Source organism: Pseudomonas sp. NPDC090203, assembly GCF_044746765.1.
GTDB lineage: Bacteria > Pseudomonadota > Gammaproteobacteria > Pseudomonadales > Pseudomonadaceae > Aquipseudomonas > Aquipseudomonas putida_AD.
Genome location: NZ_JBIVCV010000003.1, coordinates 346219 through 369354, shown reverse-complemented (window position 1 = coordinate 369354; position 23136 = coordinate 346219). Strand labels below are relative to the sequence as shown.

General features: G+C 62.6%; 21 protein-coding genes. 10 read left to right on the top strand and 11 right to left on the bottom strand.

Features of this window, described 5'->3' with window-relative positions:
- The first annotated feature begins 114 nt into the window (after positions 1–114).
- The gene (locus tag ACIPO9_RS07115; protein WP_400779872.1) at positions 115–501 is read left to right on the top strand and encodes a winged helix-turn-helix transcriptional regulator; all 387 of its coding nucleotides are present in this window, start codon (positions 115–117) and stop codon (positions 499–501) included.
- Here the strand turns inward: ACIPO9_RS07115 and ACIPO9_RS07110 are convergent.
- The 4 genes from ACIPO9_RS07110 to ACIPO9_RS07095 form a co-directional block, all read right to left on the bottom strand.
- Entirely contained in the window at positions 468–1076 is a 609-nt protein-coding gene (locus tag ACIPO9_RS07110; RefSeq protein ID WP_400606386.1) for an FMN-dependent NADH-azoreductase, read from the bottom strand. The two genes, ACIPO9_RS07115 and ACIPO9_RS07110, sit on opposite strands and share 34 nt — an antisense overlap.
- A gap of 230 nt (positions 1077–1306) precedes the next feature.
- The gene (locus ACIPO9_RS07105; protein WP_400779647.1) at positions 1307–2533 is read right to left on the bottom strand and encodes a c-type cytochrome; all 1227 of its coding nucleotides are present in this window, start codon (positions 2531–2533) and stop codon (positions 1307–1309) included.
- Positions 2530–4293, bottom strand: coding sequence for a GMC family oxidoreductase (locus tag ACIPO9_RS07100; RefSeq protein WP_274133428.1), 1764 nt, complete (start codon positions 4291–4293; stop codon positions 2530–2532). The genes ACIPO9_RS07105 and ACIPO9_RS07100 overlap by 4 nt, the downstream gene beginning before the upstream one ends.
- Positions 4294–4299: 6 nt before the next feature.
- The gene (locus tag ACIPO9_RS07095; RefSeq protein WP_274133429.1) at positions 4300–5046 is read right to left on the bottom strand and encodes a gluconate 2-dehydrogenase subunit 3 family protein; all 747 of its coding nucleotides are present in this window, start codon (positions 5044–5046) and stop codon (positions 4300–4302) included.
- 687 nt (positions 5047–5733) lie between these two features.
- Between ACIPO9_RS07095 and mrdA the strand changes: the two genes are divergently transcribed.
- Positions 5734–7668: a penicillin-binding protein 2 gene (mrdA, locus tag ACIPO9_RS07090; RefSeq protein WP_400606391.1), complete on the top strand. Its 1935-nt coding sequence runs from the start codon at positions 5734–5736 to the stop codon at positions 7666–7668.
- A 68-nt stretch (positions 7669–7736) separates the two neighbouring features.
- On the opposite strand, the gene ACIPO9_RS07085 is transcribed toward mrdA, so the two are convergent.
- Positions 7737–8102: a glyoxalase superfamily protein gene (locus tag ACIPO9_RS07085; protein ID WP_400779645.1), complete on the bottom strand. Its 366-nt coding sequence runs from the start codon at positions 8100–8102 to the stop codon at positions 7737–7739.
- A gap of 175 nt (positions 8103–8277) precedes the next feature.
- Here ACIPO9_RS07085 and ACIPO9_RS07080 point away from each other — a divergent pair, with 175 nt between their 5' ends.
- Positions 8278–9318, top strand: a complete 1041-nt coding sequence (locus ACIPO9_RS07080; RefSeq protein ID WP_274133432.1) for a PotD/PotF family extracellular solute-binding protein — start codon at positions 8278–8280, stop codon at positions 9316–9318.
- Complete coding sequence (locus ACIPO9_RS07075; RefSeq protein ID WP_400779643.1) at positions 9315–11036, top strand: diguanylate cyclase domain-containing protein; 1722 nt, start codon at positions 9315–9317, stop codon at positions 11034–11036. Before ACIPO9_RS07080 ends, ACIPO9_RS07075 begins: the two co-directional genes overlap by 4 nt.
- Here ACIPO9_RS07075 and ACIPO9_RS07070 read toward each other — a convergent pair.
- The 4 genes from ACIPO9_RS07070 to ACIPO9_RS07055 form a co-directional block, all read right to left on the bottom strand.
- Entirely contained in the window at positions 11025–11726 is a 702-nt protein-coding gene (locus ACIPO9_RS07070; RefSeq protein ID WP_400779641.1) for a YoaK family protein, read from the bottom strand. The two genes, ACIPO9_RS07075 and ACIPO9_RS07070, sit on opposite strands and share 12 nt — an antisense overlap.
- Before the next feature lie 213 nt (positions 11727–11939).
- The gene (locus ACIPO9_RS07065; RefSeq protein WP_400779639.1) at positions 11940–12959 is read right to left on the bottom strand and encodes an alpha/beta hydrolase; all 1020 of its coding nucleotides are present in this window, start codon (positions 12957–12959) and stop codon (positions 11940–11942) included.
- 74 nt (positions 12960–13033) lie between these two features.
- On the bottom strand, positions 13034–13678 hold the full coding sequence (locus tag ACIPO9_RS07060) for a hydrolase (RefSeq protein ID WP_274133436.1): 645 nt from the start codon (positions 13676–13678) through the stop codon (positions 13034–13036).
- Positions 13679–14103: 425 nt separating this feature from the next.
- Positions 14104–14985, bottom strand: a complete 882-nt coding sequence (locus tag ACIPO9_RS07055) for a helix-turn-helix domain-containing protein (protein WP_400779637.1) — start codon at positions 14983–14985, stop codon at positions 14104–14106.
- A gap of 225 nt (positions 14986–15210) precedes the next feature.
- Between ACIPO9_RS07055 and ACIPO9_RS07050 the strand changes: the two genes are divergently transcribed.
- From ACIPO9_RS07050 to ACIPO9_RS07040, 3 genes are read left to right on the top strand one after another with little or no spacing between them, the layout of a single operon-like run.
- Positions 15211–16572 carry a glutamine synthetase family protein gene (locus ACIPO9_RS07050; protein ID WP_400606407.1) on the top strand — a complete coding sequence of 454 codons (1362 nt, stop codon included), beginning with the start codon at positions 15211–15213 and terminating at the stop codon, positions 16570–16572.
- Between the two features lie 35 nt (positions 16573–16607).
- Complete coding sequence (locus ACIPO9_RS07045; protein WP_400779635.1) at positions 16608–17702, top strand: polyamine ABC transporter substrate-binding protein; 1095 nt, start codon at positions 16608–16610, stop codon at positions 17700–17702.
- 9 nt (positions 17703–17711) lie between these two features.
- Positions 17712–19004 carry an NAD(P)/FAD-dependent oxidoreductase gene (locus tag ACIPO9_RS07040; protein WP_400779633.1) on the top strand — a complete coding sequence of 431 codons (1293 nt, stop codon included), beginning with the start codon at positions 17712–17714 and terminating at the stop codon, positions 19002–19004.
- Positions 19005–19229: 225 nt separating this feature from the next.
- On the opposite strand, the gene ACIPO9_RS07035 is transcribed toward ACIPO9_RS07040, so the two are convergent.
- The gene (locus ACIPO9_RS07035) at positions 19230–19454 is read right to left on the bottom strand and encodes a YgdI/YgdR family lipoprotein (protein WP_274133441.1); all 225 of its coding nucleotides are present in this window, start codon (positions 19452–19454) and stop codon (positions 19230–19232) included.
- An 88-nt stretch (positions 19455–19542) separates the two neighbouring features.
- Entirely contained in the window at positions 19543–20136 is a 594-nt protein-coding gene (gene mobA / locus ACIPO9_RS07030; protein WP_400779631.1) for a molybdenum cofactor guanylyltransferase MobA, read from the bottom strand.
- A 91-nt stretch (positions 20137–20227) separates the two neighbouring features.
- On the opposite strand from mobA, the gene moaB reads away from it, so the two are divergent.
- The 3 genes from moaB (at position 20228) to ACIPO9_RS07015 (ending at position 23010) form a co-directional block, all read left to right on the top strand.
- On the top strand, positions 20228–20767 hold the full coding sequence (moaB, locus tag ACIPO9_RS07025) for a molybdenum cofactor biosynthesis protein B (RefSeq protein ID WP_274133443.1): 540 nt from the start codon (positions 20228–20230) through the stop codon (positions 20765–20767).
- A 5-nt stretch (positions 20768–20772) separates the two neighbouring features.
- Positions 20773–21987: a gephyrin-like molybdotransferase Glp gene (gene glp, locus ACIPO9_RS07020; RefSeq protein ID WP_400779629.1), complete on the top strand. Its 1215-nt coding sequence runs from the start codon at positions 20773–20775 to the stop codon at positions 21985–21987.
- Between the two features lie 90 nt (positions 21988–22077).
- On the top strand, positions 22078–23010 hold the full coding sequence (locus ACIPO9_RS07015) for a glycosyltransferase family 2 protein (RefSeq protein WP_400779627.1): 933 nt from the start codon (positions 22078–22080) through the stop codon (positions 23008–23010).
- Positions 23011–23136 lie beyond the last annotated feature (126 nt).

Here is a 23136-nt window from a genome sequence, read left to right as displayed (position 1 = left end):
TGCTAACCTTTCGTAAGTACGTACGAAAAGGTTAGTGCCATGAACGATATTTCCACGCTACCCCCCACCATCAGCCCCAGCCCCGAAAACGCATCCCTGCTCGAACGCATTCGCATGGGCGAGGTGCTGGCGCGTGATTGTCCGTCCCGCGAGATCCTCAACCACGTGTGCAGCCGTTGGGGCGTGCTGGTGTTGGTGGTGCTGCTGGACGGCATGCACCGTTTCAGCGAACTGCGGCGCAAGATCGGCGGGGTCAGCGAGAAGATGCTCTCGCAAACCTTGCAGAGTCTGGAGCAGGACGGTTTCGTCGACCGCAAGGCGCTGCCCGTGGTGCCGCCCCACGTCGAATACAACCTCACGCCCATGGGCAAGGAGGTGGCGTTGCAGGTTGACGGCCTGACGACGTGGATCGAACAGAACCTGCCGCGCATCCTCCAGGCCCGCGAGCTGCGCGAGGCAGAGCCGCGTCAAAGCTCTGCTGCGAGTTCAAGCGCGGTCTGAATCGAGGCTCGGCGCGACTCGGCGTCGATGTCCGGTCCCATCAGGGTCTTCTCGATCACGATGTTGTATTGCTCGTCGATCCCGACCATCTCGCTCCAGGTGGTCAGGTACGCGACCTGATGCTCGGCCCGGTCCAGCGGCGCGCCGCGCGCCGCGATCACCACCACCTTGCGGCCATCGAGCAGGCCGTTGAGCCCGCGCTCGTCAAAGGTGAACAGCAGATCTTTCTGGCTGACCACGTCAATCAGGTGCTTGAGCTTGTAAGGAATGCCGAAATTCCACATCGGCACGCCAAACAGGATGATGTCGGCCTGAATGAAACGCTGGGCCAGTTCGCTGATCTGCGCCCAGGCCTGTTTCTGGTCCGGCGTGCGTTCGATGCCCTGGATGCCTGCGTACTTGGCGTCCAGCGCCGCGCCGTCGAATTCCGGCAGCACAGTGTTCCAGACGTCCAGCGTATCCACCGTGGCGATGGCGTGCTGGGCCTGCCAGGCCGTGATGAAGGCGTTGGCGACTTCGATGGTCGCCGAGCGCTGTTTGCGTGGCGAGCTTTCGATGTACAGAAGATGTGGCATGGCGCGGGCCCCTGCATGCTGTGAGTCGAACCATCAGTCATAGCAGATTTTCACTGTCTCCCCGTAGCAGCACGGCTTGCCGGCGGGAGCGGTGGATCAGCAACGAAGCTGTCAACTGGCACGCCGCTCCCGCCGGCAAGCCGTGCTGCTACGGGATCATTGGCGCACACAAAAATGCCCGACCCCAAACAGGCGGTCAGGCATTTTTCGTCACGCAACCACGCAACGCCTTACTTCGGCGTCAACGCCTCACGCACGTCCTTCACGCTGGCGCTGGACACCGCAGGTGCGGCGTTGCCCCAGGTGTTGCGCACGTAGGTGAGCACGTCCGCGACGTTTTCATCCGACAGGTTCCAGCCCAATGCCGGCATCGCCGGGGCGGTGGGGGCGGCGTCGGTTGAGCCTGCGCGGCTGCCTGCCAGTACCACGCGGATCAGCGACGACGGATCGTTGCTGTTGACCAGCGGCGCCATGGCCAGTTTCGGGAACAGGTTGGCTGCGCCTTCACCGTTTGGCGTGTGGCACGCCGAGCAGCGGTCGGCGTAGATGGCCTTGCCGGCCGCCATGGCCGGGTCTGTGGCGGCCACCGGTTTGGCGGCTTCCACAGGCTTGGCGCCGTCCTTGAGGTACGCCGCTACCGCCATCAGGTCCTGGTCGGTCCAGTGCTGGGACGAGTGCTCGACTTCCTCGGCCATCGGTCCCGACGCGATGTCGAAGCGGTTGGCGCCGGTCTTCAGGTACTTGACGATGTCCGCTTCACTCCACGCCCCGATGCCGTCATGGCCGGTGGAAGTGATGTTCGGCGCGACCCAGTTCTGCAGGTTGGCGCCGGTGAGGAACTGCTCGTTCTTGTCGCCGCCGATGAGGTTCTTCGGGGTGTGGCAGGTGCCGCAGTGGCCCAGTCCTTCGACCAGGTACGCGCCCCGGTTCCACTGCTCGGACTTCTGCGGGTTGGGCTTGAATTCGCCTTCCTTGAAGTTGATCAGGTTCCAGCCGATCAGGCTGGTGCGCACATTGAACGGGAACGGCAGCTGGTTGGTTTCGACGTGGTTGTCCGAGGCATCGACGGTGCGCAAGTAGGCCCAGATCGCCTGGTTATCCTCGCGGGTGACCTTGGTGTACGCGGTGAACGGCATCGCGCCGTACAGGCGTTTGCCGTCCAGGCCGTGGCCCTTGGACATGGCGTTCTGGAAGTCCTCGAAGCTCCAGCGGCCGATACCGTTGACCGGGTCGGGCGTGATGTTGGCGCCGGCCAGTTTGCCGAACGGCGTATCGAGAATCACGCCACCGGAGAAGAGCGGTTTGCCCGGCATTGTGTGGCACGCGGTGCAGTCACCGAGGGTGGTCAGGTAACGGCCTTTTTCCACCAGATTGTACGAATCAGCACCCGTCGCGGCGTGAGCCATGTTCAGGGACAGTCCGATGACGCCTGCGCATACAGTCAGAAGGGTCTTCATACGCTGATCATCTCCCCTGGACGCTTGAGGTAGCGGGTACGAATGGCATCCGCCGCTTTGAACGCCAGCGCCGCCACGGTGCCGGTCGGGTTGTAGCCAGGGTTCTGCGGGAAGGCCGAGGAACCAACCACGAACAGGTTCGGCACGCCCCAGACTTGCAGGTGTTTGTTGACCGAGCTGTTCTTCGGGTCGGCGCCCATGATGAAACCGCCGACGATGTGCGAAGACTGGTACGGCGCGCTGTTCCAGTGCCCTTGCTGGGAGCTGGGGACCATCTGCCGCGGGTTCATGCTCTTGGCGATTTCACCCACTTTGCCGGTGACGTAGGCCGCCATCTTGCGGTCGTTCTCCGGGAAGTCGAAGGTGATGCGCAACAGCGGTCGGCCCAGCGGATCCTTGTAGGTCGGGTCCAGCGACAGGTAGTTGGTGCGCGTCGCGTAACTGCTCGCTTCGCAACCGATGGACATGGTGCTGGCGTAGTTCTTGACCGTGGCTTTCTTCCATTCCGAACCCCAGGTCGGGGTGCCGGGTGGCAGCGGGCGCGAGTCGATGGGCGCCGCGCCAATCGGCGTGACGCGGGTGCTGCCGCCGCCGACGAAGCCCAGGCCCGAGTGGTCGAAGTTGTCGTTGTTGAATTCGTCGATGCCCATGCCGATGGCGCCGCCACCGATGAACGGGTTGAAGTTCTTGTCATCGAAGAACATCCGCACGCTGTTGGCGGTCTGGTAGGCGTAGTTGCGGCCGGTGGTGCCAGTGTTGGTCACCGGGTCGTACGGCTTGCCGATGCCGGAGAGCAGCATCAGGCGCACATTTTCGAAGATGAACGCGCTGACCACCACCAGCTCCGCTGGCTGTTCCCATTCCTGGCCGTTGGCGTCCATGTAGACGATGCCGGTGGCCTTCTTGCCGCTGCTGTCCATGGTCACTCGCAGCACTTCGCAATTGGTCATGGCGGTGAAGTTCGGCTTGCGGATCAGCGCCGGCAGAACGGTGGTGATGGCACTGGCCTTGGAGTAGTTGGCGCAGCCATAGTTGGTGCAGAAACCACAGTAGGTGCACGGGCCCATCGCCACGCCAAGGGAGTTGACGTAGGGCTGGGACACCAGCGCAGACGGCACCGGAAACGGTTTGTAGCCCAGGTTCCGGGCGGCCTCGGCGAACAGCGTCGGGGCGTAGGTCTGTTGCGTCGGCGGGTTGGGGTATTCCTCGGAGCGCGCGCCCTCGAACGGGTTGCCGCCTTCCTGGATAACGCCCTTGATGTTGCCGGCCTTGCCCGAGATGCCGGCCAGGCGGTCGAACTTGGCGTAGAACGGCTCCATTTCTTCCCAGTCGGTGCCCCAGTCCTGCAGGGTGAGTTCCGGCGACAGCTCCTTGCCATAGCGTTCGGTCAGGTGGCTGTGCAGGCGAAATTCATGGGGCTGGAAACGAAAGGTGATGCCGGCCCAGTGGTTACCGGCGCCGCCGGTGCCGTTGCCGGGGTGAAACGAGCCCCAACTGCGCATGGGTAGCGCTGTCTCGTTGACGCTATTGCGAATAGTCGTGGTGTTTTGCCGCGTCCTCACCATCAGGTCCTGGCGGCGGTTGTAACGCAGTTCATCGGCAGCGGAGGCGACGTTGAAGTCGGCTGCGGTGTCGCGCCACGGCCCACGTTCGTAGCCGATGACGTTCAGGCCTTCGTCGGCCAGTTCATTGGCGATGATGGATCCGGCCCAGCCGAGTCCGACAACCACGACGTCCGTGGCAGGTAGTTTTTTGGCCATGTCGAATTAACCCTTCTTGGTCCAGGCTGCGCTTCCGGAAATGGAAAGCGGGATCAGGTTCAGCTTCTGGTTGTGCAGGCCGACGTACTCGCGGTAGTCGTAGCGCGCACCGGGGAAGCCGATCATTTTCCACGACACCATGTCGCGGTTGCCGCCATACACCGGGTCCGCGAAGAAGCCTTCCATGGTGTTGCCCAGCACCTGCTGGAAGAACAATTTGGCGTCGATGCCTTCGAGAGTGATCTCGCCTTTTTCAAGCCCGGTCAGCACCTGGTCCTGCTGCTCTGGAGCGAGGGTTTCGAAGTTTTTCTGGAAGGCTTTCTGGCAGTAGGCCTCAAGCCCGGCCAGGCCCAGACGGTAACGCTCGCGCGGCACCAGTTCCGACTGGTCGCCCTGCATCGGCGTGCCTTTCTGGAAGGGGCCCTGCATGTACAGGCGGCTGAAAGTGCCGTATTCCCCCGCCAGTTGGCGGTCGATGAACACCGCGCAACCGGCGTCCTTGCCGCTGACGCTCAGCTCATCGGCGGGAATCAGGCGCGCAACGATGGCTTCCACGGCGCTGGCTTCGGCTTGGGTGAAGAACTGCCAGCCGGGCGTGTCGTAATGCATCGGGCCGTTATGGTCGAAGGGGATCCATTGCGGAACACCGACCACGGTGGCCGCCTTGGCCGTTGCGGCAGCACCGACGGCCAGGGTCGTGGCTGAGGATTTCAGCAACTGGCGGCGGGTGAGGCCTTTGGATTTCTCTGTCATTCAGGGCTCCTGCAAACGCACCTGTACAAAGAGCCATGCCGGGGCATGGTCCGTAACGGGTGGCGTTGTAAATGTTTCTCACGGTTGGGTCCGACAGCGCGAGGTGTCGGGCGCAGGGTGCAGCGGCGGGTGTGACATTGGGTCTCTGGCAAACCTGCGGGCAGATGGCGCACGCTAGGCGGGGGGAAGCCAGGCCGCTAGCCATCTTTTCCACGCGAAGCGCAATCATAGATGTGTTACTGACTGTTGCATCCTGTTAAATCGGTAAATGACTGTTGCAATATATGTAACAGTACGGTTTTCTGCGATTTTTGCGGTGCGCGTCCGTGATGGACCGGGGTAGGTCCGCAAGGCTCGTTCCAGTGCGGTTGTCGTTTTTACAGAAATCAGTCGCGCGGTCGAGACTTCATCTGAGCCGATTTTCGTTGCGCGATCTGATCCCTGTCGTACGACGAGATTTATTGCACTTATGCAACAAACCCGTCTCACTTTTTAACAGGTTGGTGACCGTCAAGGCGGCCCTCAACGTTCCAGATCCCGGGCACCTTTCGTCAACATGACAGGATTTTCATGAAGTTCGCCCGATGAGTGCAGGTGCTTCTTGGTATCGTGCACGCCATTTGCGTCCTGGCCTGGTTCAGAGGACGCTGTCTGTATCGTTCCTGTCGTCACCGAGTAGCTGTAGAAATGCCTGATCCCATACCGTTAAAAGACCACGAAAAAGAGACGCGGCTGGTCAATCGACGCCTGATCGCCTGCGCCGTGTTCGTGGTCGCGTTGAGCATCGCGCTGGTCTGCCGCCTGTACATCCTGCAGGTCATCGAATTCGCCTATCACTCCACCATTTCCGAAAACAACCGCGTCCACGTCTTGCCGATCCCGCCAGAGCGCGGGCTGATCTATGACCGAAATGGCGTGATCCTCGCCGATAACCGGCCCAGCTTCAACCTGACCATGACCCGCGAACGGGCAGGGGACTGGCACGCGGTGATCGACACCCTGATGCAGATCCTCAACCTGCCGGACGAAGACCGCATCATCTTCGACAAGGCCATGAAGAACTCGCCGCACCGTTTCGTACCGGTGACGCTGCTCTATGAACTCACCGAAGAACAGATCGCCCTGCTGGCGGTGAACCAGTTCCGCCTGCCGGGGCTGGATGTGGAGGCGCAGTTCGTTCGCCATTACCCGCTGGGGGCGCATTTTGCGCACTCCATCGGTTACGTCGGGCGGATCAACGAGAAGGAAGCCTCGCAACTGGACCAGGTGGAATATCGTGGCACCCAGTCCATCGGCAAGACCGGCATCGAACGCTTCTATGAGCCCGAGCTGCACGGCCACGTGGGTTACGAGGAAGTGGAAACCAACGCCCAGGGCCGCGTACTGCGCGTCCTCAAGCACACCGATCCGGTGGCCGGAAAGAGCATCACGCTGAGCCTGGACATCAAGTTGCAGGAAGCCGCCGAAGAGGCACTGGGCGACCGCCGTGGTTCGGTGGTGGCCATCGACCCGGCCACTGGCGAGGTGCTGGCGATGGTCAGCAAGCCAAGTTTCGACCCGAACCTGTTCGTCACCGGCATCAGTTTCAAGGAATACTCGGCGCTGCGGGACTCGGTCGACCGGCCGCTGTTCAACCGCGTGCTGCGTGGCCTGTATGCCCCAGGCTCGACGATCAAGCCGGAAGTGGCGATCGCGGGGCTCGACAGCGGCATCATCACGCCCTCTACCCGGGTGTTCGACCCTGGCTATTTCCAGTTGCCGGACTTCGATCACAAATACCGCAACTGGAACCACAGCGGCGACGGCTGGGTGGACCTGAATGCGGCGATCATGCGTTCAAACGACACCTACTTCTACGATCTTGCGCACAAGTTGGGCATCGACCGGCTGCATGACTACCTGACCATGTTCGGCATCGGCCAGAAGGTCTCGCTGGACATGTTCGAGGAGTCTGCAGGCCTGATGCCGTCCAAGGAGTGGAAACGCATTACCCGCCGCCAGGCCTGGTTCCCGGGGGAAACGGTGATTCTCGGCATCGGCCAGGGCTACATGCAGGTCACGCCTTTGCAACTGGCCCAGGCCACCGCGCTGATCGCCAACAAGGGCGTGTGGAACCGCCCGCACCTGGCCAAGGAGATCGGCGGCGTGGCGCCGGTGGACGAGCACCCGATGCCCAACATCGTCCTGCGTGATCCCCGTGAGTGGGATCAGGTCAACAATGGCATGCAGTCGGTGATGCACGACCCGCGCGGCATCGCCCGTGCGGCGGCGCAAGGGGCGCAATACCGTATCGCCGGCAAGAGCGGTACGGCGCAGGTGGTGGCTATCAAGCAGGGCGAGCGTTACAACCGTGACAAGACCCTGGAGCGGCATCGTGACAACGCCTTGTTTGTCGGTTTTGCCCCGGCGGCCAACCCGAAAATCGTGGTTTCGGTAATGATCGAGAACGGCGAGGCGGGTGGTCGGGTGGCAGGGCCGGTGGTGCGGCAGATTCTCGACGCCTGGTTGCTGGATCAGGATGGGCATCTGAAACAGCAATATGCGACGCCCAATGCAGCGCCGGTCAACCCGAAAGTGCAGATCGCAGCGCCGAACAAACCGGTGGTCCAGCCGCCGGTATGACCTGAAGCACGGCTGCCTGCGGCGGCGTCCACAAGATCGCTGCCGCCGGCAAGCTGTGCTGCTACGGGTCAATCCTGCGAGAGTTCACAGAAGCGGATCCTGTTACCGGACGGATCGGCGATTTCCATGACTTTGCCCCAGCCCTGTTCGACGATCCCCGGCCGCGAAAAACCGTAGCCTTTGGCATTGAGCGCCTGGCAGAACGGCTCGATTTCCTGCATCGGTACGAAAATGGTCGAGCCCGGGGTGGCGTCGCCGTGGTGGCCGGTGAGGTGAATGAGCAGATCCCCGCGGCGAATCTGCATGTACAGCGGCAAGTCCGCTTCGAAGCGGTGCTCCCAGTCCACCGAGAACCCCAGAAAATCCACATAAAACTCCCGGGCTTTTTCTTCGCTGAACATGCGAAGTACCGGAATCGCCCCTGAAATCTGCATGCGCCTCACTCCTTGGTGCAAAAACGCCGAGTCTAACCCAATGCGTGCCCAAACCAAGGGTGAATGGATTCAGGCAGCGTTTCCGACCGAAGGCGCGATTTGCGCAAACAGGTTGGCGAGCAACGGCACATCGCCATAGGTATAGTGGCGACATTCCCCGGTCTGGGCATCGTCCATGAAATACCTGCGCCCGTTGGGGTTATTGATGTGCGGCCTTCTCGCGTCGCTGCCGGCGGGCGCTGCCGAGCAGACGCTGCGTGTGCTGGCGTGGCCCGGTTACGCCGACACTGACCTGGTGAGCGTTTTCGAGAAGCGTTTCAAGGTCAAGGTCGAAGTCACGCTGGTGGGCAGCGATGAAGTGCTGCGGGCCAAACTGTCTGAAAATCAGGGTGGCGATTTTGACGTGATCGCGGCCAACACTGCCGAAATTCACCACTATGTGAACCAGGGCCTGTTGCAGCCTTTGCATCCCGAGCGCATCGCCAATACGGCGCGTCAGCTCCCGCGTTTTCGCGATTATTCCAGAATCCCCGACATTGTCGTCGACGGGCATGTCTATGCCGTGCCCTATGCCTGGTCGGACATGGGCCTGATCTACGATCGCAAGCAGTTCAGCCAGCCGCCCGACTCGATTCAGAGCATGTGGGACCCAAGGTTTCAGGGCCGCGTGCTGGCGTTCAACACCAGCAACCACAATTTCTCCCTGGCAAGCCTGGCCCTCGGCGGTGATCCGTTTCACATCGGCGCAGCGGACTTTCCCCGGGTGACCGAAAAGCTCATCGCGTTGCGGCGCAATGTGTTGACCTTCTATTCCCTGCCGGAGGAGGCGGCCGAGCTGTTCCGCAGCCATTCGGTGGCGCTGATTTTCGCCAACTATGGCCGTCAGCAACTTAAGCAACTGCGCGATGCAGGCGTGGACGTCGGCTATGTGGTACCCCGGGAGGGCGCGCTGGCCTGGCTCGATTGCTGGGCGATCAGCAAGGGCGCCCATGACCTGCGACTGGCCAATGAATGGATCAATTACATGCTCGAACCGGATGTCAGCCGCGCCCTGAGCGAACGCCAGGACCTGTCCAACACGGTGCAGGAACCGCTGGATGCCAGCCCCTCCAATCGCATGATCTGGCTACGCCCGGTCGAGGACGATCAGCGCCGCGCCGAGTTGTGGCAGCGGATCGTGTCCGGCGAGCGTCCGCCGCTGGTGGAGGCGCGATGAGGTTCGGTATCGCGTTCAAGCTCGGTTGCCTGATGGCCCTGTTCGGCATGGTGCCCACGGGGCTCGCCGGTTACTACATCTACAACAGCAGCCGGGAAATGCTGCTGCAGGCCGCCGAGCGTGACTTGCTGACGTCGGTCCAGGTGCTGGGCCGCAACCTGCACGGCAGCCTGCGCAACATTTCCCTGGATGCCACGGTGTTGACCAACGGGGCCCAGGTGCACGAACTGGGCGAGCTGACCAATCCTGCGACCCGCAAGACCGTCAGTGACAACCTCGCCGAGTCATTCCGGGCCATGTTGCTGGCCCATCCCGATTACATGCAGATCCGTCTGATCAGCGCGACCGACCATGGTCTGGAACTGGTGCGCCAAGACCGCGACGGGGCCGATATCGTCAGGGTCGAGGGCGCCGATCTGCAGGAGAAGGCCCATTACGCCTACGTCTTCGAAACCCTGCGCCTGGCGCCAGGGGAGGTGCGTATCTCGCCGATCGTGATCAACCACGAGCAGGGCGCGCACTCGGGGCTGGGCAAACCGACGCTGCATGTCTCCACGCCCGTGGCGGATGCGACAGGCAAGGTGTTTGCGCTGCTGGTCATCAACGTTGACCTCGATCAGCTGTTCAACCAACTGCAAAGCGATCTGCCCAAGGAATACCAGGTCTACCTGAGCAACCGCTGGGGCGATTTGCTGGTGCATCCGGACCATCGCCGCACCTTCGGTTTCGATCAGGGCCGGCGGTTGTTCTTGCAGGATGAATTCCCGGAAGTCGCCGGGCTGCTGTCCGACAAGGCGCCTGGCAGCCTTATCAGCCGCAGTGTCGAGCAAGGCCAGCAGGACCGGTTGGTGGCGGCGTTCGTGCGCCTTTCCCATAACGGCGATGCCGAACCCTTCGTGGTACTGGGCCTGGGCCAGCCGCAAAGCCATGTTTTGGCCAAGGTGTCCCGCGTGGGCAACAGCATCGTGCAGATCGCGTTGCTGTTCAGCGTGCTGGCGCTGTTGGCGGCCTTCATCGCCTCCCGTGCGCTGATCCGGCCGTTGCGCAGCATGACTGACGCGGTGGAGCTGTTCTCCCGGGAGCGCAAGATCAGCGAGCTGGCACCCAGGGACGACGAGTTGGGGGTGCTCGCCCATCGTTTCCATGCGATGAAACAGGAAATCCTCGGCCAGTTGGACGATCTGACGTCCAGCCGCGCCGCCTTCGAGCACCTGGCCCGGCATGACCCGCTGACCGAATTGCCCAACCGGCGCATGTGCTTCGAACGTCTGGAGCAGGCGTTGATCGAGGCGCGGGAGGGCGGGAAGAAGATGGCCCTGCTGTTCGTCGACCTGGACCACTTCAAGGAAATGAACGATCAGTATGGTCACCGTTTCGGCGATCAGGTGTTACAGGCGGTGGCCAAGCTGCTGACCACCGCCAGTGACGGCGCCGATTGCGTGGCGCGGCTGGGCGGTGATGAATTCGTCATCTCGTTCTGCGATGTGAAGGACCCGCAGAAAATCGCGGCGTTGCTGGAAAAACTCCACCAGTGCTTCCAGTTGCCGCTGTTCATCGACGGGCGCAAGGTGCAGATCCACGCCAGCATGGGCGTCAGCCTGTTCCCCCGCGACGGGGACGACATCGGCACGCTGGTGCAGCATGCCGACCATGCGATGTACAAGGCCAAGAGCGCAGGCCGAAACCGCTACCTGTTCGAGATGCATTCAAGCGACTGAATCTGCGATGCCGTCGGTGGTGCCGAAAGTGTTGATGCAGGTCCAGATCGACACCAGCACAGGCACCAACAGACACCAGAGGCCGATGGCCAGGTACAACAGTGCGGCACCGACACAGCCGACGGTGAAGCCCAGAAGATTCAGTCCGATGGGCTTGAGCCGCTTTTTGATGACGGCCCGTTGCTCGACATCGCGCAGGCCGATCAGGTCGAACAGGTCGATGGACAGTTGCGTGACGTTGCCGGTCATCAGGGTGGTGGGCGGGGCGCCCTTGAGGTGCTGACGGGAAATCGCGTTGAGCACCGCCATGGCTGCCACGCCGGTCATGCCGGTGAGCAGGGCAGCGCCGCTGTCGCCATCGTTGAATGGGCCAAAGCAGAGGGTGAAGGCGGCGAACAGCGCCAGCAGCAGGGTGTGCAGAATCAGCAGCGGCCGCAGGGGCACCAGGCCGCGACGGTTGATCGCCACCGCGGCCAGGTGCGTCAGGCCGACCACCAGGGCGAACATCGGCAGGGCCAGCAGCTTGGCCAGCGCGCCGGAGGTGCCGTGCACGATGCTCACCCCCAGGGTCACGAAGTTGCCGGTGACATGGGCGGTGAACAGGCCTTGTAACGCGAGGAAACCGATGGTGTCGACGAAGCCGCCGTTGAAGCTCAGGGCCGGGGCGGTGGTGCGGTGGATGGATGACATGATGAACTCCGTGTAACCAATGAATTTTCGTAGGTGACTATGCCCTGTAGCAGCACGGCTTGCCGGCGGGGACGTCCGTAAGATCGCTCCCGCCGGCAAGCCGTGCTGCTACGGTTCTGTGTGACCCTGATCTTGTAGGAGCGCGCTTGCCCGCGATGGCGTCCGTAAGATCGCTCCCGCCGGCAAGCCGTGCTGCTACGTGTATCGGTTGGCTTAATTCAAATGCGCCTTGAGCTCACCGGCTGCCTGACGCATCGCCGCCTTGACCTCTGGAATGTTGCTCAACGGGTTGAGCAAACCATAGTCGTGGATCATGCCGTTGTAGCGCACGGCGGTGACATCCACACCGGCGGCATCGAGCTTGCGGGCATAGGCCTCGCCTTCGTCACGCAACACGTCCAGGCCCGCAGTCTGCACCAGTGCCGGTGGCAGCCCTTTCAATTGCTCGGTGCTGGCACGCAGCGGCGAGGCATGAATGTCGGCGCGCTGGGCGGCGTCGGTGGTGTAGCTGTCCCAGAACCACTTCATCATGTTGCGGGTGAGGAAGTGCCCCTCGGCGTACTGGTCGTAGGAGGCGGTGTCGAAGCTCGCATCGGTCACCGGCCACAGCAGCAACTGGAAGCGCAGCTTCGGCGTGCCCTGTTCCTTGGCCTTCAGCGCAACGACCGCCGCCATGTTGCCGCCCACGCTGTTACCGGCCACCGCCAGGCGCGAGCTGTCGACACTGATCTGCTTGCCATGCTCGGCCACCCAGCGGGTTGCGGCGTAGGCCTGGTTGATCGCGGTCGGGTAGTGCGCTTCCGGCGATGGCGTGTAATCCACGTAGACCGCCACCGCACCCGAGCCGACCACCAGATCACGGATCAGGCGAGCGTGGGTCGGGTAGTCGCCCAGCACCCAGCCACCGCCGTGGAAGTACATGAACACCGGTAACTCACCCTTGACCCCGGCCGGACGCACGATGGTCAGCTTGATGTTCTGGCCGTCGGCCTGGATGGTCTTTTCACTGACCTGAATCCCCGACATATCGACCTTCACCGAGCTCTGCGCGCCGGTCAGCACCGCACGTGCGTCCTTGGGGCTCAGTTGCTCCAGCGGCCGGCCACCACCAGCAGCCAGGGCGTTGAGGAAGGCCTGGGTCTGGTGTTCAGGCACTGTGTTTTCAGCGGCGAAGGCGCTGCCGATGGAGAGGGCCAGCAGGGTTGCGGTCAGGGCTTTTTTAACAGTGTTCATGATGGGCTCACTTATAAATCAGAATGGGGTCGTGGTGAAAAAGGGGCCCCGTATCGAGGCCCGGATCAAAGGGTTCAGCCGGCTTTGCGCTGTGGTGCGCCGTGGACCATGGTGTAGGCGTAGTCGACACCCATGCCGTACGCGCCGCTGTGTTCCAGCACCAGTTGCATGACCGCTTCGTAGGTTTCCTTGTGAGCCCAGTCACGCTGGAATTCGAGCAGCACCTGCTGCCAGGTCACAGGCACGGCACCGGCCTGAATCATGCGTTGCACCGACATGTCGTGGGCTTCCTTGGTGGTGCCGCCGGAGGCGTCGGTGACGATGTACACCTCGTAGCCCTCAGCCAGCGCGTCCAGGGTCGGGAAGTTCAGGCAGACTTCGGTCCAGAGCGCGGCGATGATCAGCTTCTTGCGCCCGGTGGCCTTGACCGCGTCCACCAGCTTCTTGTCTTCCCAGGAGTTCATCGATGTGCGCTCGATGGGCTGTTGATCCGGGTGCACCGCCAGCAGTTCTGGCCAGATGTAGCCGCTGAAACTCTTGGTTTCCACCGAGGTAAAGATGGTCGGCACGTTGAAGATCTTCGCCGCCTTGGCCAGACCCACAGTGTTGTTCTTCAGGGTCTGGCGATCGATCGACTGCACGCCGAAGGCCATCTGTGGCTGGTGGTCGATCAGGATCAGGGCGGAGTTGGTTGGGTTGAGCAGTTCGCGGATGGACATGATGTGTATTCCCTTGAATTCGAAAATGGTCTGTATGGTTCGCCGCTTCAGCTCGCTGGCTGTTTGCTTGCTGGCTTGGGAGTAAATCTACGGACTAAACGAATGGGGAACAATTACCCTAAATTGAGACTCATTGATTCTAATATGGGGACATTCTCGCAATGCGCATTGTGTTTGTAGGAGCGCGCTTGCCCGCGATCTGACGCGAAGCGGCAGTAGAACCTGAGTTCGCGGTGTACCTGACACCCCCAGTGAGCATGGTTTTGCTGCTGCTGTGCAGCAGATCGCGGGCAAGCGCGCTCCTACAGCGAGCGGATTTGCGGCGAGTACGGGGAGTGGAGTGGCGGCGAGTACGGGGAGCGGAGTTGCGGCGAGTGCGGGGCGCGGAGATGCAGCGAGTGCATCAGTGCGCAGAGCGGGGGAATTCAGCGTTGGCGATTGAGCGTCTGGCTCGGATACTCCAGGAACAACTCGCGGTACGCCTCGGCAAAACGCCCCAGGTGCCAGAACGAATAGCGCATGGCGACATCGGCCACGCTGGTGTCTTCCGCGCGCGAGGTCAGTAGGTCCTGACGCGCCAGATTCAGCCGTCGGCTGCGCAGCCAGGCGGTGGGGGCCATGCCGACGCAGGCGGTGAATGCCTTGCGCAGCTGCTGGAAGGAGGTGCCGGCGCTGTCGGCCAGTTGCACCACGCTGAAGTTTTCGGTGGGGTAGGCGCTTACCTGCTCGAACACCCGTTGCACGATCCGTCGTTGCCCGGCCAGGCGCAGGCAGGCGTCACCCATGCGTGCGGGGTCCGATTGTTCCAGCACGAACAGGCAATCCTCGATCAGTTGTTCGCCCAGAAGCCGCGCCTGTTCGGCATCGCTCTGCTGGGAAAGGCGGGTCAGCATCGTGCTCAGCCAGCCACTGAACAGCGCGGCATGAGGGGATGTGAGTGGGGTCAGCAACAGCTCTTCGAAAGTCTCGTGCAGGTGGCGCGAGCCCAGGCAATCCTGGCGGATCACCACGGCGATTTCGCGGTAGTTCTCGGGTGTGATCCACAGGTTCTGGGTGCTGGCGTCGAGCAGGTACAGCGCGCGTTCGCTCATGTCGAAGCTGAACACCAGGGCATCGCTGGGCGCCTTGTAATACTGCTCGATGCGGGTATTCATGTGTTCTTCGTAGACTTGCACGCCGCCCAGTTCCGCCTCCACCAGACGACCCTTGAACTGCCCCGAAGACATTTGTGCGTAGTGCAGGCTCCAGCCCGCGTTGGAGATACCTTGCTGATCGGCGGCGACGGTTTCAAATACCCTGACCGACATGAAAAACCTGCTCTGGCAGTGTTGTTATGAGTGCGAGCACCTTAGCAGCATGGTTCGAGGCCGGGCAATACACCATGGGTGAACCAGGCTGCGCACCAAAATGAGGCGTGCATGGCGAGCGAAAGTGGATAGACGAACGGACAGCGTCCCCTTCAGCATGTCGCCACCACGACGTTGCGACCCCAGTGCGCAGCGCCACGACCCGTCCCGACAGCCAGAGGCCCCATGGACAGCAGCGTGAAAGATCCACTCGCCGAGTGGTTGAGAAGTTACGGCATCACCGAAGTCGAATGCGTGGTCAGCGACCTGACCGGCATTGCCCGGGGCAAGATCCTGCCCACCAACAAGTTTCTCAACGAGCACGGGATGCGCCTGCCCGAGAGCGTGTTGTTGCAGACCGTGACCGGCGATTACGTCGACGACGATATCTACTACAGCCTGCTGGACCCTGCCGACATCGACATGAGTTGCCGCCCCGATCCGCAGGCGGTGTACGTTTTGCCCTGGGCGCTGGAGCCCACGGCGATGGTCATCCACGATACCTTCGACCGCTACGGCAACCCCATCGAACTGTCGCCGCGCAACGTGCTGAAAAAAGTGCTGCAACTCTACGCCGAGCAGGGCTGGCGGCCGGTGGTGGCGCCGGAAATGGAGTTCTACCTGACCCAGCGCTGCGAAGACCCCGACCTGCCGCTGCAAGTGCCGACCGGGCGCTCGGGTCGGCCTGAAAGCGGTCGTCAGTCGTTCTCCATCGAGGCGGCCAACGAGTTCGATCCGCTGTTCGAAGACGTCTACGACTGGTGCGAGGCCCAAGGCCTGGACCTCGATACGCTGATCCACGAAGACGGCCCGGCGCAGATGGAAATCAACTTCCGCCATGGCGACGCGCTGGACCTGGCGGACCAGATCACCGTATTCAAACGCACCATGCGTGAGGCGGCGCTCAAGCACAACGTGGCGGCGACCTTCATGGCCAAGCCGATAACCGACGAGCCGGGCAGCGCCATGCACATCCACCAGAGCGTGGTCGACATCCACACCGGGCGCAGCGTGTTCAGCACCGAGGAGGGCGAGGCCAGCAAGCTGTTCCTGCAACACATCGGTGGCCTGCAACGCTACATCCCGGAAGTGCTGCCGCTGTTCGCGCCCAACGCCAACTCGTTCCGGCGCTTTCTGCCGGACACCTCGGCGCCGGTCAACGTGGAGTGGGGCGAAGAAAACCGCACCGTCGGCCTGCGCGTACCGGGGTCCGATCCCCAGGCGCGGCGCGTCGAGAACCGCCTGCCAGGCGCCGACGCCAACCCGTACCTGGCCATCGCCGCGAGCCTGTTGTGCGGCTACATGGGCATGATCGAAGGCTGCGACCCGAGCGCGCCGGTGCAGGGCCGTGGCTACGAGCGGCGCAGCCTGCGCCTGCCGCTGACCATCGAGGATGCACTGGAACGCATGGAAGGCAGCGCCGCCCTGCGCCGAGTGCTGGGGGACAAGTTCGTGCAGGGCTACGTCGCGGTCAAACGCGCCGAACATGAAAACTACAAGCGCGTCATAAGCTCCTGGGAACGCCAGTTCCTGATGATGAGTGTGTAAGCGCAACCGTCTTGTTCATTGACGTTGGGGGCACCATGAAGTTGATCGTTTCCACGCTGTTCGTGCCGGCCGTTCTGGCTGGCGCGGTCGCAACGGCGCACGCTGAAGGCAACACCGTGAAGATTTACAACTGGTCCGACTACATCGGCCCGACCACCCTGGCGGACTTCCAGCAGGCCACCGGGATCCAGCCGACCTACGACGTGTTCGACTCCAACGAAACCCTGGAGGGCAAGATGCTCACGGGCCGGTCGGGGTACGACGTGGTGGTGCCTTCCAACCATTTCCTGGGGCGGCAGATCAAGGCCGGGGCCTTTCAGAAACTGGACCTGAGCCAGCTCCCCAATCGCAAGAACCTGGATCCGCAGCTGATGAAGCAACTGGAGGCCAACGACCCCGGCAACCAGTACGCCGTGCCGTACCTGTGGGGCACCAACGGCATCGGCTACAACGTCGACAAGGTCAAGGCGGCACTGGGTGTCGACACCATCGATTCCTGGGCGGTGCTGTTCGAGCCCGAGAACATGAAGAAACTGCAGAAATGCGGCGTGTCGTTCATGGATTCCCCCGACGAAGTCTTTCCCGCCGTACTCAACTACATGGGCATGGATCCGCGCAGCGAGTCGGCCAAGGACTACGAGCGCGCTGCGGCGAAGCTCAAGGCCGTGCGCCCCTACGTGACCTATTTCCATTCCTCCAAATGGGTGTCGGACCTGGCCAACGGCGACATCTGCGTGGCCTTCGGGTACTCAGGCGACGTGTTGCAGGCGAAGAACCGCGCCATCGAGGCCAACAACGGCGTGAACGTCGCCTATTCGATTCCCAAGGAAGGCGCCAACGTCTGGTTCGACATGCTGGCGATCCCCAAGGACGCCGAGCATCCAAAAGAAGCGCTGGCGTTCATCAATTACCTGCTCGATCCGCAGGTGATCGCCAAAGTCAGCGAGACAGTCGGGTATGCTAACCCCAACCCTGCGTCCAATGCCCTGATGGGCACCGAGATCACCGAGAACCCGTCGATCTACCCATCGCCGGAAGTCATGAGCCGCTTTTACATCTCTTCGGAATTGAGCCCCGCGACCCTGCGCCTGATGACGCGCAAATGGTCCGACATCAAATCCAACCGTTAAGGAAAACCCATGTCCGTTGCACTGCCACACATCGCTTCCTACTACGCAGCTTCTGCTGGGACGCCGCCTGAACGCTCACCGCTGACCGGCGCCATCAGCGCCGACGTGTGCGTCATCGGTGGCGGTTTTACCGGGGTGAACACCGCGCTGGAACTGGCTGAACGGGGTGTGTCGGTGGTGCTGCTGGAGGCCCAGCGCATCGGCTGGGGCGCCAGCGGACGCAACGGCGGACAATTGATTCGCGGCCTGGGGCACGATGTCAGTGGCGTCGAGCGCTGGGTGGGCAAGGAGGGCGTGCACTACCTGGAACAGGCCGGGTTCGAGTCGGTCGATATCGTGCGCCAGCGGGTGCAGAAGTACGGCATCGACTGCGACATGCGCTGGGGCTATTGCGACCTGGCCAACACCCCGGCGCACTTCAAGGGCTTGCAGGAAGAACAGCAGACGCTGGCGGCCCAGGGCTACCCCCATGAAGTGCGGCTGGTAGCGAAAGAGGCGTTGTCCCAGGTGGTCGGTTCGTCAGTGTACCAGGGCGGCCTGATCGACATGGGCTCGGGGCACCTGCACCCGCTCAAGCTGATCCTGGCCGAGGCGCGGCTGGCAGAAGAGATGGGCGCGGTGATTCATGAGGCCAGTCCCGTGCAGCGTATCGTCCATGGACCGCAGATTCAGGTGTTCACCGACCATGGCCAGGTCACTGCCAACCGGATCGTGCTGGCGTGCGACGCGTTTCTCAACAAACTGGAACCGGCGCTGACCGGCAAGCTGCTGCCGGCGGGCAGCTACGTGATCGCCACCGAGCCGTTGGGTGAGGCGCGGGCGCGCTCGCTGATTCCGCAGAACATGGCCCTGTGTGACCAGCGTGTCGCGCTGGATTACTACCGGCTGTCAGCGGACAACCGCTTGCTGTTCGGCGGTGCCTGCAATTACTCGGGGCGTGATCCGAAGAACATTGCCGATTACATGCGGCCGAAGATGGAGCGGGTCTTCCCGCAGCTCAAGGGCGTGGGGATCGATTTTCAGTGGGGCGGGATGATCGGCATCAGCGCCAATCGCTTCCCGCAGATCGGCTCGGTGGCCAATAAACCGAATGTGTATTACGCCCAGGGCTATTCGGGTCACGGGCTCAACGTCACTCACTTTGCAGCGCGGGTGCTGGCCCAGGCGATTGCCGACAACGACAGCCGCGCAGTCGACCTGTTCGCCCGCGTGCCGCACCGCACCTTCCCCGGCGGCGAACGGCTGCGCTCGCCGCTGTTGGCGCTGGGAATGATGTGGTATCGGCTCAAGGAATTGCTCTGACCTGACGCCGCCCCCGCCGGCAAGCCGTGCTGCTACGGACCGCGTCGGCGGCGCGATCGTTGTAGGAGCGCGCTTGCCCGCGAAGGCGGCGTATGAATTACCGTCGAGTTGTCAGGCCTGACGCATTCGCGGGCGAGCCCGCTCCCACGAGGTAACCGGTACCGTTCCTCGCTGCAGGCAAAAAAAACCCGCCATCAGGCGGGTCTTTTTTTACTCAAACTTTCATCACAGCTCTTTGACGGTACGAACCTGATCCTTGTTGATCCGGGTTTCCTTGCCGTCGAGTTGTTTGAATTCATAGAAACCGGACTCTTCGTCGTACTTTGGCGAGTCCGTGGCCTGGATTTCACGGCCGTCGTTCAGCGTGATCACGGTCGGCGAGGAGCAGCCGGCCAGGGAAGCCAGGCCAAGTGCGAGCAGGAAGGCTGCGGGGATAGTCCGTTGTTTCATTGCTGTGTCTCCGAGGGTAATTCTTTGTGTAGTAAGGTTTCTGACGCAGAGGTTAACGGCAAAGTTCCATGAAAGATGGCACGCTCGTTCAAGGCTTGATCTCGGTCAACAGCTCGGGCGTGTTCAGGTTGGCCAGCCGCGGGTCATCGGCGGCGCATTGCAGCGCCACCGCACCCAGCTCGGCCATGGTTCGGCGCGGGCTGCGCTGGCCTTCCTGCCAGTGGTGTTCGAACACCTCGGCGTGGGCGGTTGGGATGCAGCACAGCAGCGGCTCCCACTGTTCCCCCTGGCGAATCATCACCGGCTTGCCGGGATGCGCGGCGGCTGTGGCGCGCAGGCCTTGCAGCAGATGCAGGTCCAGCATCGGCGTGTCGCATGGCATGACCAGCAGGAACCCATGCCGGGCCACCGCCAGCCCTGCGCGAATGCCGGCATAGGGGCCGGGAAAACCTTCTTCGTCGTCCTGCACTAGGCGATCGGCGAAGGCTGCGTACTGCTCGTGATTGCGGTTGCAGGAAATGATCAGGTCGTCGGTCAACGGCCTGGCCAAACGCTGCAGATGGGCAATCAACGGCTCGCCGCGCCAGGTCAGCAGGCCTTTGTCCCGGCCGCCCATGCGCCGGCCCTGACCACCGGCCAGCAGCAGGATCGAGCAAGGGGGCAGGGCAGTGCTGGCGGTCATGGCGGGCTCCTGAAACGGCGCGGTCGGGCAGAGAAAAAAGGGGTGCTGTGATATAACACCGCTCTGTTTCCTCTACAACCGGACCTGCTCGATGAAAGCCAAGGCTGACACCCCTTTCGTGCCGCTCAACATTGCCGTTCTCACCGTCAGCGACACCCGCACCTTTGAAAACGATACCTCCGGGCAGATGTTCGTCGACCGCCTGACCGCCGCCGGTCATGGGCTGATCGAACGCGTGCTGCTCAAGGACGACCTGTACAAGATCCGCGCCCAGGTCGCCACCTGGATTGCCGACGATCAAGTGCAGGTGGTGCTGATCACCGGTGGCACCGGCTTCACTGGCCGCGACAGCACGCCGGAGGCCGTGGCCTGCCTGCTGGACAAGCAGGTCGAAGGCTTTGGCGAGTTGTTCCGGCAGATTTCCGTGGCCGACATTGGCACTTCCACCATTCAATCCCGGGCGCTGGCGGGGCTGGCCAACGGTACGCTGGTGTGCTGCCTGCCGGGTTCGACCAACGCGGTACGCACTGGTTGGGACGGCATTCTGGCCGATCAGTTGAACAACAGTTTCCGCCCGTGCAACTTCGTGCCGCACCTGAAAAAGGCCGAACCCTGCGCGACCCGTGGGTGATATCGATGAGCAAGCCTGAAATGCGCGGCCTGCTTCCGGTAGAAGAGGCCATGGCGCGCCTGATGAGCCTGGCCGAAGCGGCGCCGATCAACGAACGGGAAACCGTGGCCCTGGCCGATGCCCAGGGTCGGGTGCTGGCCGATGACCTGGTCTCCACCCTGGACCTGCCGCCCTGGCCCAACAGCGCCATGGACGGCTACGCCCTGCGCGTGGCCGACTGGACCGGCGAGCCGCTGCCGGTCAGCCAGCGGATCTTCGCAGGCCAGGCGCCGTTGCCCTTGCAGCCGGGCACCTGCGCGCGAATCTTCACCGGCGCGCCGGTCCCCGAGGGCGCCGACTGCGTCGAGATGCAGGAGAACGCCGAAGTGCAGCCCGATGATCGGGTGCGCTTCCTCGAAACCCTGAGCCTGGACCTGAACATCCGGCCCAAGGGCCAGGAAACCACGGTCGGCGACAAGGTGCTGGACGCCGGCACCGTCATGACCCCGGTGGAACTGGGCCTGGCCGCAACGCTGGGGCTGGGCCATTTGCAGGTCAAGCGTCGCGCCCGCGTCGCCGTGCTGTCCACCGGTGATGAACTCATCGAGCCGGGCCAGGCGCTGGGGCCAGGGCAGATCTACAACAGCAACCGCGTGCTGCTGTGCAGTTGGCTCCAGCGCCTGGGCTGCGAAGTGGTGGACGCCGGTATTCTCCCGGATGACCTTGAGAAAACCCGCGCCGCACTGGGCGCCTTGGGGGATGTTGACCTGATCCTGTCCACCGGCGGCGTTTCGGTAGGCGAGGCGGACTTTCTCGGTCACGCCCTGCGCGAGGAAGGGGAAATTTCCCTGTGGAAGCTGGCGATCAAGCCGGGCAAACCCCTGACCTTCGGTCATTTTCGCGGCGTGCCGGTGATCGGCCTGCCGGGCAACCCAGCGTCGACGCTGGTGACCTTCGCGCTGCTGGCCCGGCCCTATCTGCTGCGCCGGCTGGGGGTGCAACAGGTCACGCCGCTGCAATTCAAGGTGCCTGCCGGTTTCGTCTGGGGCAAACCAGGCAATCGCCGTGAGTACCTGCGCGGGCGCCTGGAGCAGGGGCGTCTGGTCGCCTATCGCAATCAGAGCTCCGGGGTGCTGCGCAGTGCGGCCTGGGCCGACGGCCTGATCGAGGTCATCGAGGGCACCACCGTGGCCGAAGGCGACCTGCTCAATTTCATCCCTTTGAGTGAAGTGATGGGCTGACGAGCGGTTGGATCCAAAATATGGATCGTGAACTACCCTCAAAAGAGTGTCATGACAAGTGGGCATCACGGACAGCCCCGGAGTATTGTTATGCAGTCTTTGCGTGTGGCCTGCGTCATTCCGACCTGCAACGGGCGCAGGGAACTTGAGCGATTGCTCACGTCCCTGTGGGCCCAGACCGCCGAATTCGACACGCTGATCGTCGATTCCGGCTCCACCGATGGAACGCTGGAGCTGGCGCGCTCGCGCTGCAGCCAGGTGGTCGAGATCGCCCCCGGCGATTTCAACCACGGCGCCACCCGGCAGATGATGGCCGAGAAATACCCTCAATACGATGTGCTGGTCTATCTGGCGCAGACCACCTGGCTGGATGACCCGCGCGCCGTCGAGCTGCTGCTGGAACCCTTCGAGGATCAACTGGTGGGTGCAGTCTGCGGGCGGCAATTGCCGCATCAGGACGCCACTGTGCTGTCGCAGCACGCACGCTGGTTCAATTACCCACCTGTTTCCCGCACCAAGAGCCTGGCCGATGTAGCCGAACTGGGCGCCAGGGTGCCGTTCATGTCCAACGCCTTCGGCGCATACCGGTGCAATGCCTTGCGCGCCGTGGGCGGATTCCCCAGGCACGTGATCCTGTCCGAGGGCATGTACGTGGCGGCAAAAATGCTGCTCTCCCACTGGAAGGTGGCTTATCAGGGCACGGCGGTCTGCCGCCATTCCCGCAACTTCAGCGTGCGTGAAGAATTTCGTCGCTACTTCGACATGGGCGTGTTCCAGGCGCGCGAGTCGTGGATTCAGGCAAGGTTTGGCGGTGCCGGTGTCGAGGCGCTGCGCTACATGAAATCCGAGCTGGGCTTTCTCGGCCTGCGTCGTTTCTACCTGTGGCCCGCGTCGTTGCTGCGCAATGGCCTGAAGATGCTGGCGTTCAAGCTGGGCAAGGAAGAGGCGCGCCTGTCCCGACCATTGAAGCGTCGGCTGGGGCTGTACAAGCGGTTCTGGGACAGTGAGCAGCTTCGTCGGTGATGCCCCTTTGCACAACAGTCGGGATCGATTCGTGCGTCTGACGCACTCATACACTGCCCAAATGTAAATTTTTCTTCATGCCAGGGCTTTTTAAACTACCGGGAATGAACCTGTTCCCGGAGTTTC

What these genes read in the sequence shown, in the direction of transcription:
- ACIPO9_RS07070 (WP_400779641.1), bottom strand. Translation starts at nt 11,726, where the DNA reads ATGTCATCCATCCACCGCACCACCGCCCCGGCCCTGAGCTTCAACGGC.
- ACIPO9_RS07075 (WP_400779643.1), top strand. Translation starts at nt 9,315, where the DNA reads ATGAGGTTCGGTATCGCGTTCAAGCTCGGTTGCCTGATGGCCCTGTTC.
- ACIPO9_RS07100 (WP_274133428.1), bottom strand. Translation starts at nt 4,293, where the DNA reads ATGGCCAAAAAACTACCTGCCACGGACGTCGTGGTTGTCGGACTCGGC.
- glp (WP_400779629.1), top strand. Translation starts at nt 20,773, where the DNA reads ATGAGCAAGCCTGAAATGCGCGGCCTGCTTCCGGTAGAAGAGGCCATG.
- ACIPO9_RS07085 (WP_400779645.1), bottom strand. Translation starts at nt 8,102, where the DNA reads ATGCAGATTTCAGGGGCGATTCCGGTACTTCGCATGTTCAGCGAAGAA.
- mrdA (WP_400606391.1), top strand. Translation starts at nt 5,734, where the DNA reads ATGCCTGATCCCATACCGTTAAAAGACCACGAAAAAGAGACGCGGCTG.
- ACIPO9_RS07055 (WP_400779637.1), bottom strand. Translation starts at nt 14,985, where the DNA reads ATGTCGGTCAGGGTATTTGAAACCGTCGCCGCCGATCAGCAAGGTATC.
- ACIPO9_RS07095 (WP_274133429.1), bottom strand. Translation starts at nt 5,046, where the DNA reads ATGACAGAGAAATCCAAAGGCCTCACCCGCCGCCAGTTGCTGAAATCC.
- ACIPO9_RS07105 (WP_400779647.1), bottom strand. Translation starts at nt 2,533, where the DNA reads ATGAAGACCCTTCTGACTGTATGCGCAGGCGTCATCGGACTGTCCCTG.
- ACIPO9_RS07045 (WP_400779635.1), top strand. Translation starts at nt 16,608, where the DNA reads ATGAAGTTGATCGTTTCCACGCTGTTCGTGCCGGCCGTTCTGGCTGGC.
- ACIPO9_RS07050 (WP_400606407.1), top strand. Translation starts at nt 15,211, where the DNA reads ATGGACAGCAGCGTGAAAGATCCACTCGCCGAGTGGTTGAGAAGTTAC.
- ACIPO9_RS07015 (WP_400779627.1), top strand. Translation starts at nt 22,078, where the DNA reads ATGCAGTCTTTGCGTGTGGCCTGCGTCATTCCGACCTGCAACGGGCGC.
- ACIPO9_RS07115 (WP_400779872.1), top strand. Translation starts at nt 115, where the DNA reads ATGGGCGAGGTGCTGGCGCGTGATTGTCCGTCCCGCGAGATCCTCAAC.
- ACIPO9_RS07040 (WP_400779633.1), top strand. Translation starts at nt 17,712, where the DNA reads ATGTCCGTTGCACTGCCACACATCGCTTCCTACTACGCAGCTTCTGCT.
- moaB (WP_274133443.1), top strand. Translation starts at nt 20,228, where the DNA reads ATGAAAGCCAAGGCTGACACCCCTTTCGTGCCGCTCAACATTGCCGTT.
- ACIPO9_RS07060 (WP_274133436.1), bottom strand. Translation starts at nt 13,678, where the DNA reads ATGTCCATCCGCGAACTGCTCAACCCAACCAACTCCGCCCTGATCCTG.
- ACIPO9_RS07080 (WP_274133432.1), top strand. Translation starts at nt 8,278, where the DNA reads ATGAAATACCTGCGCCCGTTGGGGTTATTGATGTGCGGCCTTCTCGCG.
- ACIPO9_RS07110 (WP_400606386.1), bottom strand. Translation starts at nt 1,076, where the DNA reads ATGCCACATCTTCTGTACATCGAAAGCTCGCCACGCAAACAGCGCTCG.
- mobA (WP_400779631.1), bottom strand. Translation starts at nt 20,136, where the DNA reads ATGACCGCCAGCACTGCCCTGCCCCCTTGCTCGATCCTGCTGCTGGCC.
- ACIPO9_RS07065 (WP_400779639.1), bottom strand. Translation starts at nt 12,959, where the DNA reads ATGAACACTGTTAAAAAAGCCCTGACCGCAACCCTGCTGGCCCTCTCC.
- ACIPO9_RS07035 (WP_274133441.1), bottom strand. Translation starts at nt 19,454, where the DNA reads ATGAAACAACGGACTATCCCCGCAGCCTTCCTGCTCGCACTTGGCCTG.